General features: G+C 63.3%; 11 protein-coding genes and 2 tRNA genes. 9 read left to right on the top strand and 4 right to left on the bottom strand.

Translation table 11 applies throughout. From position 1 onward, the window contains the following. Positions 1-33: 33 nt before the first annotated feature. From AC1DXO_RS01295 to AC1DXO_RS01285, 3 genes are all read left to right on the top strand, one after another. A complete protein-coding gene (locus AC1DXO_RS01295) occupies positions 34-546 on the top strand; it encodes a hypothetical protein (RefSeq protein ID WP_476976270.1) in 513 nt (170 codons plus the stop codon). A 20-nt stretch (positions 547-566) separates the two neighbouring features. After that, a complete protein-coding gene (locus AC1DXO_RS01290; RefSeq protein WP_476976269.1) occupies positions 567-1,436 on the top strand; it encodes a sulfotransferase domain-containing protein in 870 nt (289 codons plus the stop codon). A gap of 178 nt (positions 1,437-1,614) precedes the next feature. Then, positions 1,615-1,688 (top strand) — tRNA-Gly (locus AC1DXO_RS01285). A gap of 46 nt (positions 1,689-1,734) precedes the next feature. Here AC1DXO_RS01285 and AC1DXO_RS01280 read toward each other — a convergent pair. Beyond that, a complete protein-coding gene (locus AC1DXO_RS01280; RefSeq protein WP_476976268.1) occupies positions 1,735-3,213 on the bottom strand; it encodes a serine hydrolase domain-containing protein in 1,479 nt (492 codons plus the stop codon). Between the two features lie 389 nt (positions 3,214-3,602). On the opposite strand from AC1DXO_RS01280, the gene AC1DXO_RS01275 reads away from it, so the two are divergent. The 4 genes from AC1DXO_RS01275 (at position 3,603) to AC1DXO_RS01260 (ending at position 11,089) form a co-directional block, all read left to right on the top strand. After that, positions 3,603-4,790, top strand: a complete 1,188-nt coding sequence (locus AC1DXO_RS01275) for a M48 family metalloprotease (RefSeq protein ID WP_476976267.1) — start codon at positions 3,603-3,605, stop codon at positions 4,788-4,790. Positions 4,791-4,792: 2 nt separating this feature from the next. Further along, complete coding sequence (locus tag AC1DXO_RS01270; protein WP_476976266.1) at positions 4,793-10,291, top strand: AAA domain-containing protein; 5,499 nt, start codon at positions 4,793-4,795, stop codon at positions 10,289-10,291. A 195-nt stretch (positions 10,292-10,486) separates the two neighbouring features. Beyond that, positions 10,487-10,560: transfer RNA gene (locus tag AC1DXO_RS01265), tRNA-Gly, on the top strand. Positions 10,561-10,627: 67 nt separating this feature from the next. After that, on the top strand, positions 10,628-11,089 hold the full coding sequence (locus AC1DXO_RS01260) for a response regulator (RefSeq protein WP_476976265.1): 462 nt from the start codon (positions 10,628-10,630) through the stop codon (positions 11,087-11,089). Positions 11,090-11,294: 205 nt separating this feature from the next. Here AC1DXO_RS01260 and AC1DXO_RS01255 read toward each other — a convergent pair whose 3' ends face one another. Further along, positions 11,295-11,678 carry a hypothetical protein gene (locus AC1DXO_RS01255; protein WP_476976264.1) on the bottom strand — a complete coding sequence of 128 codons (384 nt, stop codon included), beginning with the start codon at positions 11,676-11,678 and terminating at the stop codon, positions 11,295-11,297. A gap of 263 nt (positions 11,679-11,941) precedes the next feature. Next, positions 11,942-13,240: a helix-turn-helix domain-containing protein gene (locus AC1DXO_RS01250; RefSeq protein ID WP_476976263.1), complete on the bottom strand. Its 1,299-nt coding sequence runs from the start codon at positions 13,238-13,240 to the stop codon at positions 11,942-11,944. Between the two features lie 192 nt (positions 13,241-13,432). Here AC1DXO_RS01250 and AC1DXO_RS01245 point away from each other — a divergent pair, with 192 nt between their 5' ends. Both AC1DXO_RS01245 and AC1DXO_RS01240 read left to right on the top strand, forming a co-directional pair. Next, positions 13,433-14,113, top strand: coding sequence for a DUF4386 domain-containing protein (locus AC1DXO_RS01245; protein ID WP_476976262.1), 681 nt, complete (start codon positions 13,433-13,435; stop codon positions 14,111-14,113). Beyond that, on the top strand, positions 14,110-14,793 hold the full coding sequence (locus AC1DXO_RS01240) for a DUF2306 domain-containing protein (protein ID WP_476976261.1): 684 nt from the start codon (positions 14,110-14,112) through the stop codon (positions 14,791-14,793). Before AC1DXO_RS01245 ends, AC1DXO_RS01240 begins: the two co-directional genes overlap by 4 nt. A 13-nt stretch (positions 14,794-14,806) precedes the next feature. Here the strand turns inward: AC1DXO_RS01240 and AC1DXO_RS01235 are convergent, their stop codons facing one another. Beyond that, positions 14,807-15,118, bottom strand: a complete 312-nt coding sequence (locus tag AC1DXO_RS01235; protein ID WP_476976727.1) for a helix-turn-helix domain-containing protein — start codon at positions 15,116-15,118, stop codon at positions 14,807-14,809.

Raw genomic sequence — 15,118 nt, 5'->3', positions numbered from 1 at the left:
CCTTTATGGTCATTTCCAGCGCCGGAGATGACCATGAACGCCTATTCCCCCGCTTCCACCTTCACCCCATCTATCAGTGGCGCCGAGATCGCCGCCTGGGCCCTGGCCTGTCGTGGCACGACGGGCGCATTCGGCGGCCGCGCCGGCTCGGGCACTTTGGATTGCGCCGGTCATATCATGGCTGTGGCAGCCGGCATCGGCGCCCCCATCACCATCGACGCGCTCTGGAGCCGTGACGGCACAGCACTTCCACTGAACCCAATCACGCCTTCCGCCGCCAAACTCGGCGACATTGTGGTGTTCGACATGGCGGGCCAGCCGGGCTTCGGTAAACCGGGTGAGATCAACCGCTTCATTGCCGGCATCATCACGTTTGGCGATTTCGGCGCAGCCGGCGCGCAGATAACCGGCTGCCTGTCGGGGGCGTGCAAGACGACCTATCTCCACGCTTTTTACGCCCCGCACGCCGTCGCTGCGTGGCGCTTCCCCGCCAGGGCCGCCCGATTGATTTTATGTACAGGCGCGTCCAAGGTGGTAAGCACATAGCCAGTCGAACGGAGACCAGGATGAATGAGGCAAGTCTGACGGATGAAGATCCCGCCGTCACGGCCCGGAGGAACAAGATAACGCCCTGGCTGGCGGCCAGCGATGTCCTGTTCCTGTCGATCCCGAAGGCCGGGCGCACCTGGGTCCGCTGGTTTCTGCAGACCTATCTGACCAAGGCCTTCGGCAACGAATTCAGCCTGAAATCACGCACCATCCCGCCGACGGACGCAACGCCGGAAATCTGTTTCACGGCCGGCTGGTTCGACCTGTTCGAAGGCCGTGAAGGCACGCCTTTTGTCGAATACGAGGACCTGCTCCTTGAAAAACCCTTGATCCTGCTGATCCGCGACCCGCGTGACATCGTCATTTCCTACTACTACTTCATCAAGCGGCTGAACCCTGACAGGTTTATGGAATGCGTCCCCAGCGGCACCCTGGACGACTTCATTGCCTCGCCCATCTACGGCATCGAACGTATCAGCACGGTGCACCAGCTGTACCTGGACCTGTTCGACCGCCACAGCGGGCGCAAGATTCTTCTGGAATATGCGAAACTGCGCCGCGAGCCGCAGGCCGAATTCACGAAGCTGCTGCAGTTTCTCGGCGACCAGCCGATTGACCGCACGGCCCTCGAAGGCGCGCTGGAGGCCTCGTCTTTCGAACAGATGCAGGCGTTCGAGGTCGAGGTCAGCCGTACCGGCCGCACCAGGGAATTTCAGCGTATCGGTATCGACAACTGGAATGGCGATATCAACGACCTCAAGGTCCGCAAGGGCGCCGTCGGTGGTTTCCGCGAAACGCGGCCCGATCTCGCCGACCGCCACACGCTGCAGACCCAATATCCACAGACCTATAAAGCCTTGTCGCTCTCAGGCTATGACATCGACTGAAATCCGCCACGTTGATGTTGACGATGCCGCCATCCCTGTCGCACTAGAGCGCAATCCGATAAAGTGGATACCACTTTTCGGCTAAATTGCGCGACCAAGCAAAGAGTTAGAGCAAAATGACGATTCTTTCTAAAGTCATTTTGCTCTAGGAAAACTGCCGCCGCAAAGCCTTGTGATTGCGGGTGTAGCTCAATGGTAGAGCAGCAGCTTCCCAAGCTGAATACGAGGGTTCGATTCCCTTCACCCGCTCCAAACTTGTCGGCCGACGGATAAGGATAGCTTCGAGGCCGAGGCGGCATCAATGGGCTGGCGCACCTACATCTCCCTTTACACCGCGCGCCTGCAGCAGGGCGGGCAGCACCACACCGGCCATGATCTTGTTCGGAGGCGCGTCGCCGGTATTGTAGCGCGAGCCCGTGAAGACGGCGATCAGGTCGAGCTCGGGTACGAGGTAAATTTTCTGGCCGCCGTTGCCTTGCGCGGCGCTCATGTAGACGCGACGGGGGCCGTCCGGTGTCGCGACCTGCACAGACATGCGCCACCAGTAGTAGCCGTAGGCGGTGTTCTCGACCGTGCTGAGCGATGCCAGAGAGTCCTTCACCCAGGCGGCGGGCAGGACCTGTTTCTTACCCCATCGCCCCTCATTCGCGTAGAGCATGCCGAACTTCAGCATGTCGCGCGGACGCATGGACATCATGCCGAATTGCTTGTCAGCGCTGGTCAGGTCGTGGTTCCAGGTCCAGTCGGCCCGGCGGATGCCCAAGGGGCTGAAGAGGTGCTCCTGCGCATAGTCGGGCAGAGCGCGGCCAGTCGCCTTTTCTACCGCGCGACCGGCGAGAAAGACAGCGCCGGTGCAATAATGGCCCACCGTGCCGGGGGTCTCGACCATTTTCAGGTCAACCATCACGCGGATCCAGTCGGGGGTGTCGTAGAGCTGATTCTCGCCGCCGGGAGAGCCGGCCACATGGTCGTCACAATCGAGGCCCGACTGCATGGTAAGCAAATGGCGCAGGGTGATGGCGGACTTGCGCGGGTCAGGATTGGCGAGGTTCGCATAGCCGAGTCGGGGCAAGACCGGCTCGTCCAAAGTGACGGCCCCGTTGGCGACCGCCGCGCCCACAACGGCGCCGACCACCGACTTGGTCGCCGAGCGCAGCTGGTGCGGCGTATCGCGATCATAGCCGTAGAAATATTCCTCCAACACGAGCTTGCCCCCCTGGAAGATCAGCACGCTGTCAACGTCCCCCCAGGTCTTATCGAGGATGCCGGCGACGATGCGACCGGCCGCCTCGGCGCCCAGGCCGGACTTGGCTACATCGCCTACGGGTATTCCGTCGCGCAGGTTACGCGGCGACCGGTAGCGATAGGGCGGCGAGCCTGGAGGCCGGGGTTGGAACCCCGCTTTAGTCCTCGCCGAGACCTGGGCGGACAGACGCCGGTTGAGGCCCGTATTGTCCTCAAAGGTGGTCACGACGCCATCGGGGCCGCGATGGAAGGTGACATCCGCGCCGCCACCGTTGACGAACACATCCGCCGTCTTGCGGCGCAGCGGGTATTTGCCGCCGTCCAGCACCGCGACCAGCCCATCAGGCGCGACGATCTCGATGGTGCCGCCCTGGTAAGCGTAGGTCCCGACAAAGTCGCTGAGCGGTGGAAGCTGAGCCGTCTGCGCCGCCTCAGCGGCGGGATTGGTTGCCGTCTGGCTGCCCGCTGGAGAGCCGAGGGCCGCCAAGGAAATGGCGACCATGATCGCCAGGGATAGACCTAAATTCCGCATGCGTTGTCTTTCCGCTTGAACATAACGGGTACCGTCGGCGATCCGTCGGCCGTTTAAATGAATCCTAGGCAGGGCTATTTCCGGCCGCTCGGGTTGCTCTGGACTCTCAGGGGCCTCCGGCCGTTCAATCTGTTCCGCGTGTTCGGACATTTCTGGCCGCTTATGTAGCCAAATAATCTCAAGATGCAGTGGATACGTGGAACTCAACCGTGACTTACACCCTTAATTCTGTCTACACAAATGACTAACGACACGCGGATTGTACCGGAGTGCGGGTCCCGACGCGTTCCCCTCAATTGGTTTCCCACCGCAACCGATGATTAAGGGCTGGCAGGTATCGATTCCTTTCATTAGGATTCCCGGATTCGCGGCACGCAGGGGGGCAAGATATGGAAGCGGCAGATTCGGCAGCGCAGCACGCATTGACGCCGCTCAGCTATCACAGCGACCTCGTCGCCTATCTCAGGCGTGACGAACCCCAGGTCTGGGACTGGGCGAATTCGGCCAATGTCCGGCTGCAGCAGTCGCAGGAGGTGCGCGAAGGCATGCTGCGCGAAACCTATCGGCTTGAACCCGACAGCCACCCCGCCGTCTTCGCCGCCTGCGCCACCGCCATGCAAAAGCTGGGCGTCGAGGCGCCCGTCACGCTCTACCAGGCCGGCGACGGCACGATGAACGCAGCACTCTACTACATTCCCGGCGAAGTCCACCTCGTCTTCTCCGGCCCGACGCTGGAACGGCTGGCGCCGGACGAGCTGCTTGCCTTGCTCGGTCACGAACTGGCCCATTACAAGCTCTGGTCGGCCGATAACGGCGCCTACTACATCGCCAGCCGCGTCCTCGACCTCGCCCTGTCCTTCCCCGACGCCACGCCGTCGCACCGCGAAACCGCGCGGCTGCTCAGCCTGCACACCGAACTGTATGCCGATCGCGGCGCCGCCCTCGCCGTCGGCGATGTGGCGCCGGCGGTGTCGATGCTGGTCAAGGTCATGACCGGCCTGACCTCGGTCGATCCGGCCGCCTATCTGCGCCAGGCCCGTGAACTCGAAGCCGGCAACCCGAAGTCGGCCGGCTATTCCCACCCGGAATCGTTCCTGCGCGCACGGGCGCTCGAGCTGTGGTGGCAGGGTGCGGAGGAGACCGAGTCGTGGATCGAGCAGAGGCTGAGAGGGCCGGTGTCGATCGAGGCCCTCGACCTGCTGCGCCAGCGCCAGCTCGAAGACATGACGCGCGGCTTTCTGGCCCGCTTCGTCCGTCCCGACGGTGATGCCGACGACGCGGTGCTGACCCAGGTGCGGCGCTATTTTCCGCAATTCCGCCCGGGCGAAGCGCCGTTGGATCTGGCGCGGATCGGGCCGGACCGCATCGATGATCCCACCCGCGACTATTTCATCGCCCTGATGTTCGATTGCGCCATGTGCGACCCCGAACTTACCGATGACCTGATGATCCTGGCCGCCAAGACCGCCCAATCGATCGGCGCCGTCGACCAGCTGAAGGCCGCCCTCAAACGCGATCTCAAATGGACCAAAAGGGCGACCGACGGCCTGGTGGTCCGCGCGGCGAAGGCGGTTTGACCATGCGCGAAGACGAACCCGACACCTCCGCCCCTACCCCCGCCGCACCACGCAAGCTAAGCGAAGCCCTGGCCGGACTGGACCATGTCCTGCCGCCGGAGGACATCATCCACCTGATGTCCGGATTGATGCGCCAGGTGGCGGCCCTGCACGAACAGGGCGCGGTTGCCGACCTGACCCTGGGCACAATCCGTGAGACAGCCGACGGAAGGCTCGAACTGGTCAATCCGTCGGGCCAGGCGCGTTCCAGCCATCTGGCGGCCATCGACCGCGTCCAGCCCAAGGTGTCGACCGCGCTCAAGATCATCGGCGAATACCGCGTCACCAACGACGAAGCCAGCGGCACACAGGTCGACGATCTAAGCGCACCGGGCGGTGAAGACACAACGATTTCCAAGCCGGTCTACCTGACCGGCCTGCGCAGTTGGGAAATCGAACTGGGCCACCACGACGAAATCACCGACGTCTTCCTGGTCGGCATGATCATGGCCGCCTTCGCCTGCGGTATCGACCTCAGCGATGCCGGCGACGTCGAACGGTTCGCCATGCACCGGTCGAACCTGTTCGCCATAGCGCCGCGGCTCCATCCGGTCCTGGCCTCGATCATCCTCGAAGCGACGACGCTCAACCGCCACGAACGCGCGACCGACATGGGCGAGCTGGCGCGCCGGCTGGAAACCTATCGCGATCAGCCGGTCGCGCTCGACGTCGAAAAGGTGCTGGCCGCCAATCACGGCGTGGCCAACCGGCGCGGTGCAGTCTTGGCCCATCTGCGCGACCGCCTGTTCGACCTGTCGCGCCGCAACAAGCTGATCCATTTCCGCTCGACCCAGTCCAACGTCAACCTGACCGAAGCCAGCATGCCGATCGTCATGCGCATCGAATCGATCCGGCCCGAGCAGCTCTGTACCTGGACCGGCCGCTTCGTCGACACCGTCCTGTCGGGCAAGCCGACGCCGCTCAATCCATGGCTTCGCTTCGAGGATCAGCCGCAGTTGTCGAGCGCCTTCGACCGACTCATTCAGGAAACCCGCCGTGATCGCGCCGAATACGGCTTCAGCCACCTCCGGCTGGTCGTCGCCTTCCTGCACTGGCATAACCTGAAGGAAGCGCCGAACGAGCGCATCACCTCGCCGTTGTTGTGGCTGCCGGCTGAGGTCAGCAAGGCCAAGGGCGTGCGCGACCAGTATGTTGTCCGCTGCGCCGACACGGTCGCCGAATTCAATCCGGCCCTGCGTCACATGTTGCGCCAGCTCTACGCGATCGAGCTCCCCGAAGAGATCGACCTGGCGAAGGTCAGCCTGGGCGAGGTCCATGCCGATATCCTGCGCCAGATCCACGCCAGCGAGCCGGGCGTGCGCCTCGACCTGCAAGAAAAGCCGCAGATCCAGCTCATCCATCGCAAGGCCGTCCAGCGCGTCAATCGCTTCAACAAGCGCCGCAATACCGGTCGCCAGGCGGTCAGCACCCGGACGGATTTCAGCTATGCCCGCGACGATTTCCGGCCGCTGGGCCATGCCCTGTTTGAAAAGTTCGTCAGGCCCTCGCCTCTGCCCCAGCGCATCGCCTCAGGCGGATCTTTGCGCCCCAGACCCGATCACGCAGCGCCCGATCATGCCGAAACCGAGGCGCTGAGCTACGCCCGGGGGGGCAGTGACGGCCACAAATTTGCCTGGGAGCTGGACCTGACCCAGGTGACCCTGGCCAACCTGAACTACAAGAAGATGTCGCTGGTCCGCGACTATGCCGAACTTATCGACCGGCCCGAGGCCCTGCCGGCCTTCGACCAGGTCTTTTCGATCGAGCCGCGCCCCTTTGCGCAGGAGATGCCGCCGCTGTTGCCGGTCGCAGAGCAGTGGAACGTCGTTGCCGCCGACGCGACCCAGGACGCGGCGGTCGGCCTCGCCCGCACCGGCCGCAGCTTTATCATCCAGGGGCCGCCGGGAACCGGCAAGTCCCAGACCATCACCAACCTCATCGCCGACTATGCCGGGCGCGGGAAACGCGTGCTGTTCGTCTGCGAAAAACGGGCCGCGCTTGACGTCGTCTTCCACCGCCTCGGACAGGCCGGGCTCGACGGGCTGGCCTGCATCATCCACGACTCCCAGGAAGACAAGAAGACCTTTATCGCCGACCTCAAAGGGCATTACGAGGCCTGGGGCAAGACAGCCGACGGGCTCGACCAAAGGCGCAAGACCCGCGGGCGGACGGTGTCCGCCCTGGAACAGCATCTCGCCGCCATCGCCCAGTACGATACCGCGGTCGGCGCCGGGACGGGCGCGATAAGCCTTCGCGCAATTGTCCGCCGCGCAGCCCGGCTGCCCGCGGCGCCGGCCGGTATCGCGCACGGCTTGCGCGAACAGCTTCCGCCGCTTGCGGCGTGGGATGCGGCACGACCCATGGCCGAACGCACCTTCCGCGCGGTACGCGACCTGTCCGGCCAGACCAGCCTGGCCGCCCATCCCTTTGCCCGGATCAATGCCACGACGATCGCCGACGCGCGCCCCTTTGCCCGGGCCGAGACGATGATCGACACGGCGGAGCGGCTGCTGCAACGGCTCGATCGCTGGCGTGAAGGTGGTAGCCTGGTGGTCAATGGCGCGACACCGCTGGACGAAGCGACGGCGATCGCGGGCCTGGCCCAGCGCTTGGTCGAAACCGGCCTCGCCCGGTCCCTGGACCTGCTCGATCCGGCATCGCAGGCGTCGGAGCGCGTCCAGGCCGATGTCGCGCGCATCGAGCGGCTGAAAGCGCGTTGCGACGCCGCCGCGGCCGAGGCAGCCAACTGGCGCGATCCGCTGGACCCCGGCGATACCGAGGCCGCTCTCGACCTGGCGCGGGCCAAGGAAGGCTCCTTCCTGCGGCTGTTCAGCGGCGCCTGGCGGAGCCTGCACAAAACCGTGCACGCTCGTTACGATTTCTCCGCCCACGCGGTTACCCCGAGCGTGTCGTCCGTGCTCGAAAAGCTCGCCACGCACCAGGCGGCCTCCGCTGAACTGGCCCAGGCCCAGGTCGAACTGGGCGAGCGCCTGCACTCGGACGATGTGCCCGGGCTGATGGCGCTGCGGGCTGAGCTGTCCGGCCTCGATCGCCTGGATACCTCCCGCCGCCGGCTGATCGAAGGCGCGCAGCAATCGGGCCGCCCGCGCGACGTCCTGGCCGGTGAGGCGCAGTTCGCCGATGTCCTGCGCCAGTTGGCCACTTGCCTCTCCGAAGGGCTAGACGGTGTCGCGCGCTTTACCCTCGACCAGCTCGAAGAAGCACTTCGCGACCTGCGCGAAGCCCTGGACGACCTGCCTGATCTCCTGCCCGCCCTGGCCGAACTGCATCAGGCGCACCCCGGCGTCACCACCGCTCTGCGCGCCCTGGCCTTGCCGCTGCTCGACATCGAAGCCCTGGTCGTCGACGAAGCCATTGCGCGGCTCGAACGCGAACGCCCCGACGTGCGGCGCTTCGATATCGAACGCCTGGTGTCCGTCTCACGCCGCGCCGACGCCGCCCGCGCCCTACTGCGCGACGAGAATGCAGAGGCGATCAAGGCGACCCTGCATCGCCAGTTCCGCGATCACGTCAAGGTCTCGGAACAGTCGGTGACCCAGCTCGACAATGCCGGACGCGCCTTGAAAAAGGCCTATGCCACCGGTCGCCGCGAGCTCGAGCACGAGTTCGGCAAGTCGATGCGCTATCGCTCGATCCGCGACCTGGCCAGTGGCGATCCCGGCGCGGTAGTCAATGACCTGAAGCCGATCTGGCTGATGAGTCCGCTGTCGGTTTCGGACACCTTGCCGCTCAGTCCCGACCTGTTCGACGTGGTGATCTTCGACGAAGCGAGTCAGATTCCGACCGAAGAGGCGGTTCCCGCCCTGTGCCGGTCCAACCAGGTGATCATCGTCGGCGACGAGATGCAGCTGCCGCCGACCAGCTTCTTTTCGACCTCACTCGACGAGGACGACATGCAGGTCCAGGCCTGGGAAGACGGCGAAACCATCTCCATCCTGCTCGATGCGGACAGCCTGCTTAACCAGGCGGCGCGCAACCTGCCGGCCACACTCCTGGCCTGGCACTATCGCAGCCGTTTCGAAGCCCTGATCAGCTTCTCCAACGCCGCCTTCTACAGCGGGCAACTGGTCACCATCCCCGATCGCACCTTGCGCGCCGTGGTGGAGGTGCCGGTGGCGGCCCAGTCTGACGACGAAGCCGGCTGGCGCGCCGCCGTTACCCGCCTGCTGGCCATGCCCATTTCCGCGCACCGCATCGCCGACGGCCTCTACGAAGGCCGGAGCAATGTGCCCGAGGCGCGCTATATCGCCGGTCTGGTCCGCGAACTGCTGCTGCGGGCGACCGGGGAAAGCCTGGGCATCGTCGCCTTTTCCGAAGCCCAGCAGAATGAGATCGAAACGGCGCTGGACCGGCTTGCTGCCGAGGACAGCGCCTTTGCGGCAGCGCTCGAGCGGGAATATGTTCGCGAGGACGACGGGCAGTTCAATGGCCTGTTCGTCAAGAACCTGGAAAACGTCCAGGGCGACGAGCGCGACATCATCCTGATGAGCGTCTGCTACGCGCCGGGTCGCGACGGCCGCATGGTGATGAACTTTGGTCCGATCAACCAACGCGGCGGCGAAAAGCGCCTCAACGTCATTTTCAGCCGGGCGCGCCGCCACATGGCGATCATCTCGACCATCGCGCCCGAGGCGATCACCAATGTTCACAACGACGGCGCCCGGGCCCTGCGCAGCTTCCTGGCCTTTGCCGAAGCGCAATCGAACGGGGCGCACGATCATGCCCAGGCTGTGCTCAGCACGCTGAACCCCGACGCGGCGCGCACCTTTGGCGGCGACCTGCCTGACGATTCCGTCCGTGAAGCCATTGCGACGGCCTTGCGCGACCGCGGCTACGTGGTGCACGAACACGTCGGCGGCGCCAGCTTCCGCTGCGACCTGGCAATCGTCAACCCCGCCGGCGATGGCTATGCCCTTGGCCTGTTGCTGGACCGCGACGATCCTGAGTCACGCTCGGTCGAGGAACGCTTCGTCTTCCGCCCGGCCATACTTCGTGCCTTCGGCTGGCGCGTGCTCGATGTTCCGGTGGCCTCGTGGCGGCGCGGGCGGTCTGCGATAATCGATCGGATCGAGCAGGAACTGACCCGCTCCAGCTGGGACCTGGCCGACAAGGATCCGTTCAGCGGCGTCACCCTGGCCGCCGAGGCCCGCCCGCCGGCAGCGGCACCCGAACCACGCCTTCCCGATCTGCCGATGGACGCGTTGCCGCCTGCGCCGGCTGGCGCGGTCGCAGCCAGCATGAAGGAGTTCCAGTTTGTCGAAGGCACGTCGAGTAAGTTCTGGCGTGTCGGCGTCAACGGCTGCGACCTCATCGTCGAGTTCGGCCGGATCGGCACCAACGGCCAGCGCGTGCTCAAGACCTTTGATGACGAGGACCGCGCCCGGCGTGAAGCTGTAAAACTGACACTGGAAAAAACGCGCAAGGGCTATCAGGAAACATGAATCAAATGCCATTTGCCGGGCCATCGCAAACCATTGCAGACCCAGTATCCACAGCTTATAAAGCTTTGTCGCTCTGCGGCTATGACATCGACTGACGCCCGCAGACCAGATGACCTTGAAATCCACCGCCTTTGTGTTGACGGCGCAGCCATCGTTGTGGCACTAGGAAAAACTCTAACGCAAAGCCTTGTGATTGCGGGTGTAGCTCAATGGTAGAGCAGCAGCTTCCCAAGCTGAATACGAGGGTTCGATTCCCTTCACCCGCTCCAATATTCGTTTGGCCGTGCAACCAACCCCGTCGTAAATGCGTTTTGCCAGGGTCTGAAATGGTCGTCCATGCAACTTGACACGCCTCAAAACGATTGCCTGCGCGTTCTCATTGTCGAAGACAACGCCGCCGAGATTCTGCTTTTGAAACGCGGCCTGATGGAGGCCAATCCGGCCATCGAGGTCGAGGCGGCGCACGACGCGGAAACCGCGGCCGAGATGATCTCCAAATCGCCTCCGGACTATTATGGCCTTGTCCTTCTGGATTTGAACCTGCCCAGAAAGAGCGGCCTGAGCTTGCTCGCCGATCTGAGGGCCGAAGCCTGGCTGCACGACATTGCCGTCATCGTGCTGACCAGTTCCCGTCTGCCCGACGATATCGGCAATGCCAGGACACTCAGGGCCGATGGCTATATCCTGAAGCCATCCGACTTGACCGGTTACCGTAAGATCGGAACCTTCATCAACAGCTGCTGGTTCGGCGACGGTGAAATACAGCGCGGCGACGACGGCATAACCATCTTCTATTGATGGCTACCCTACATCCCCGCCAAGGCCGGCGAACCTTAACGACATCGGCCCGAGTCACGGAACGGCGCGAAAACAAAACGTGTAAGAATCAGATATTCGCACCGGTTCCGGCTTTGTTCACCACTAGCTGTGGTGCCCCGAATCCCGATTAACCATAGGCAATTCGCAGCGGCCGGCCATTACCGGCGGGCGGTTCAAAGGCGCGCTATCGATAGTGGCCCAGCAATACGCCGACGCAAAGCGCCGCCAGCGCCAGCCCCGCAAAATATCCAGCAGTCCTTAAACCACCTTTTATTCCGTCTCCGGCGAAGCCAAAACAGAAGAATGCAAGCAATATCCAGCCAAAGAATATGAAAGTTTTCGCGTCACTTCTGAATTGGCCGCCGAAGACATGGTAAGTGATACCGTACCAAAAGAAGCCTCCCATGGATGCGACTGCGCCCATGGTTCCCATTATCATCTGGCGTTTTCCGCGCCCCATTTGGCTGGCACCTTTGCTAAGGATGCGCAGAATCTTATTTTCAGCTTTTTTGTCAATGATATCTGCGGAATTATGTCCAGACCTTCGCCCAGTTCGACGGCGAGACAAAACGCAGTCACCGGACGCTTACGGCCGTTCCGCCTCCCCTATTGCTGGACCAGGGTATAACGAAGGCTCGACCGTTGCCCGTCAGGCCTTCCTGGGCACGCTCCCGGCTATACCCAGTAACAAAACATGAGCTGGAAATTCATCAGTACACTGCATATATTTTCATCGCGGCAGTGTCAAACCTGAAGCGACCATCGCCGAGAGAAAACAGGGGAAAACGACGCCGGGGCTCCACCAGATCCCGCCAATCCATGTCTTACAAATTACGGCTTGTCAGGGCGTCTGGCCGCGGAGCCTGCCCGATACTGTGTCGGCGTCTGGCCGGTCGCTTTTTTAAAGGCCGCGTTAAAGGTCGACTTGGAATTGAAGCCGACAGTTTCACTGACCCCAATCACGCTGTCGTCGCTGTCGCGCAACCGCTCGCAGGCCTCGTTGATGCGCCAACCGTTGACGTAATCGAAAAAGTTGCGGCTGAGATGGGTGTTGAGCGCCTGGCTGATGGCATTGGGCTTGACGCCGGCCTTGTGCGCCAGGCCCGACAGATTGAGGAACGGATCACGCCACAGCCGATCCTGCTGCATGCGCGCATCTAGCCGCCCGACGACCCGGCGGCAATCGTCTTCGTCCAGGCCTGAGCGCGCATAGGATGGACCGGCCGCGCAGGCCCCAGGCCCACCCGGGATTAGTCTATCCGGCGCTGGTTCGTCCGGCGCTTGCCCATCCCTTTCCGGCGCATCTCTGTCCGACCCGTCGCCATCACGACCGCGCCAATGGGGCATGGAAGCGTCCTGATGCAGGCCGAAGATACCGAAAACGAACAGGATCGCGATACCGAACAGGACGCCAGTCGCCGGCGTGGCCAGCGAGCGCTGCAGGACAAAGGACGAGACCTGGTCGGCCAGCGTCAGCACAATAGCGATTGAGATACAGGCGATCAGGACGTGAACCCAGCGCAGGTCGACGGGCGCGAGATTGGAGTAGAGGTCGCGGATACGACGGCGATGACTAACCAGCCGGCGCACAATGGCGATCCCGTAGACGACCAGCATCACGATCCAGATCCCCCAGCTGACCAGGGTCCCGACCAGGGCGATGATTTCGAGAACCAGTTCTTCCCTGACGAACACGCCTGCGACCAGGGCGGCCTTGGCGTGCGCCGACAAGGCGAACAGGGGCAGCACGCTTATGGCGGCGATCAACGGCGCCACCAGGTGGCGTCTCAGGTCTGGGCGCGGGTCTGGGCCTGGGTCTGAATCTGGGCCATCCTGCGCCAGGGTCATCTCGGTGAGGCTGCGCACATAGACCCAAAGACTTAACGGCAGGGCGGGCATGAGGGCCAGGCCGAGGCTGAGGCGCCACGCCACCTCGGCGCTCGGGGCATTGATATCGGCGGTGCCGAGATACAGGTCGATCATGACGACGGTCACGAACACAGCCATGGCCAGGATGGGCCGCCGGTCCTGCCGGGCAGCGCTTTTGCAGCGCAGGCCGAGCTGGGCCAGCACGGTCATGCCGACACCGATACCCAGCGCGGGCAGGCCGTAGTTGATGAGAGACGTCATATGCGCAGCGATCACTCTGGCGCCTTCCTGGTTCAGTAAAGCAAAGACATTTCAGCCTACCCTAGCTTCCATAGCCAAAAAAAGCGTCCGAACCTACAGGTCAGGACGATGGACGTGACGTGACAGGGCAAGGACGGTGCAGCGGTTTACCGCGATTCCCCCGACCGGCCCACATCACTGCGGAGACCTTATGTGACCATCCCCGTTCGCCACCCGGCAAAACCTTACGACAGGGTCGCAGGCCTTGCCTATCTGCTGACCACCACCGCCGCCCTCCTCACCTGGATACTGGTCGACAGCGTCCTCCTCGACCCCGACAGCGTGCGGCAGTCCGTTCTCAACATCGCCAGCCACCAGGACCTGTTTCGCGCCGGACTGGTGGGTGACCTGGTCATGTTCGCCGCCGATGTCCTGCTGATTGTCAGCCTGTACATAACGGTCAGGTCCGTCGACAACAATCTGGCCTTGCTGGGCCTCCTCTGGCGATCGGGCGCCATTACGCTCGGCACAGTCGCTGTCCTGATGGCCTTTATCGCCCTGGACGTCGTCGGCGGTGACGCTGCCCCTGCACTCGGCGCGCTCTTCCTGATGGCGCGCGAGTCGGCCTATGTCCTGGTCGTCGTCTTTATCAGCCTGGGCTCGCTGGTATTCAGCTATCTGTTTTTCAAATCGAACCTGGTTCCACAGGGACTGTCGGCGTTTGGCCTGCTGGCCTATGCCATCCTGCTGGCCGGCGGCCTTGCCACCCTCTTCCTGCCCCAATACGCCGCCCAGATACAGCTGAGCTATGCGCTGGCGCTTGCCTATGAACTGATCATGGGATTGTGGCTTCTGATACTGGGGATCAATACCCGCGCACAGGTGAAGTCATGAGCCCGTCCCCCCTTCTCCTGTTTCACATAGCCTCAGGCGGCATCGGCCTGATCGGCGGTACTGCGGCACTCGTGCTGCGCAAGGGCAGCCCGGGACACAGGGCCGCCGGCGCCGCCTTCGTCATCGCCATGCTGGGCATGGCGGCCAGCGGGACGTGCATGGCCTGGTACATGCCGAACCTGATGACCGTCATTGTCGGCGTCCTGACCGCCTACCTGGTCCTTACCGCCTGGTTCGCCGTAAAGCCCAGGACGCCCCTTGTCAGCCGTCTCGATGTGATCGCCGCGGTGGTCGGCGCAGGTGTCGCTTTTTCCGCCCTGGCGATCGGACAGAAGGTGGCAACCGGCCATCTGCAGGAATATGCCAAGGACTACGCCATTCCCGCCGGCGTGTATTTTTTCTGGGGAGGCGTGGCGCTTTTGGCGGTCATGCTCGACATAAGCGTTATTGTGCGACGGGGCGCCACCGGCCGCCATCGCATTGCGCGCCACCTGTGGCGCATGTGCCTGGCGCTGTATATTGCCGCCTCGTCCTTCTTTGAGGGTCAGACCCAGGTCTTCCCGCAGGCCATTCGCACCAGCGGCGTGCTGTCCGTTCCGGCCGTACTGGTGGTCGGCGCAATGCTGTTCTGGTTGTTTCGTGTGCTGGTGAACAGGGCGCATAGCAAGGCGCCGGGATAAAAAAGACGTGCCGTCACGCCTTGTTTCTCGCGGCATAGTGTTGCGGTGAAATCCCGTATTCCCGTACGAAAGCGCGACGAAACGTTTCCGCTTCAATCCCGCAACGCGCGGCGATCGCCTTCCATTCAAGACTGGACGTTTCGAGACAGCGTCGCGATTCGTCCAGTCTCGCCCTGCGCACATATTCGCCGGGCGGCGCTTGATTACGAACATCAGATGGGCGTACCGATAAAGGGTGAAACGCGCATGGAAAACATCCTCGGCGACGTCTGACCCGACCGGGCGTCCTGGCGTCTACCCTTTGACGTCGGCCCGCGCTCGCCAT

This window comes from Asticcacaulis sp. P2_C5, from assembly GCF_056404555.1.
Note: the sequence above shows the minus strand (reverse complement) of the source record. Positions and strands in the feature narration are given on the sequence as shown.

What these genes read in the sequence shown, in the direction of transcription:
- AC1DXO_RS01280 (WP_476976268.1), bottom strand. Translation starts at nt 3,213, where the DNA reads ATGCGGAATTTAGGTCTATCCCTGGCGATCATGGTCGCCATTTCCTTG.
- AC1DXO_RS01250 (WP_476976263.1), bottom strand. Translation starts at nt 13,240, where the DNA reads ATGACGTCTCTCATCAACTACGGCCTGCCCGCGCTGGGTATCGGTGTC.
- AC1DXO_RS01270 (WP_476976266.1), top strand. Translation starts at nt 4,793, where the DNA reads ATGCGCGAAGACGAACCCGACACCTCCGCCCCTACCCCCGCCGCACCA.
- AC1DXO_RS01260 (WP_476976265.1), top strand. Translation starts at nt 10,628, where the DNA reads ATGCAACTTGACACGCCTCAAAACGATTGCCTGCGCGTTCTCATTGTC.
- AC1DXO_RS01275 (WP_476976267.1), top strand. Translation starts at nt 3,603, where the DNA reads ATGGAAGCGGCAGATTCGGCAGCGCAGCACGCATTGACGCCGCTCAGC.
- AC1DXO_RS01295 (WP_476976270.1), top strand. Translation starts at nt 34, where the DNA reads ATGAACGCCTATTCCCCCGCTTCCACCTTCACCCCATCTATCAGTGGC.
- AC1DXO_RS01240 (WP_476976261.1), top strand. Translation starts at nt 14,110, where the DNA reads ATGAGCCCGTCCCCCCTTCTCCTGTTTCACATAGCCTCAGGCGGCATC.
- AC1DXO_RS01235 (WP_476976727.1), bottom strand. Translation starts at nt 15,118, where the DNA reads ATGGCGAGCGCGGGCCGACGTCAAAGGGTAGACGCCAGGACGCCCGGT.
- AC1DXO_RS01290 (WP_476976269.1), top strand. Translation starts at nt 567, where the DNA reads ATGAATGAGGCAAGTCTGACGGATGAAGATCCCGCCGTCACGGCCCGG.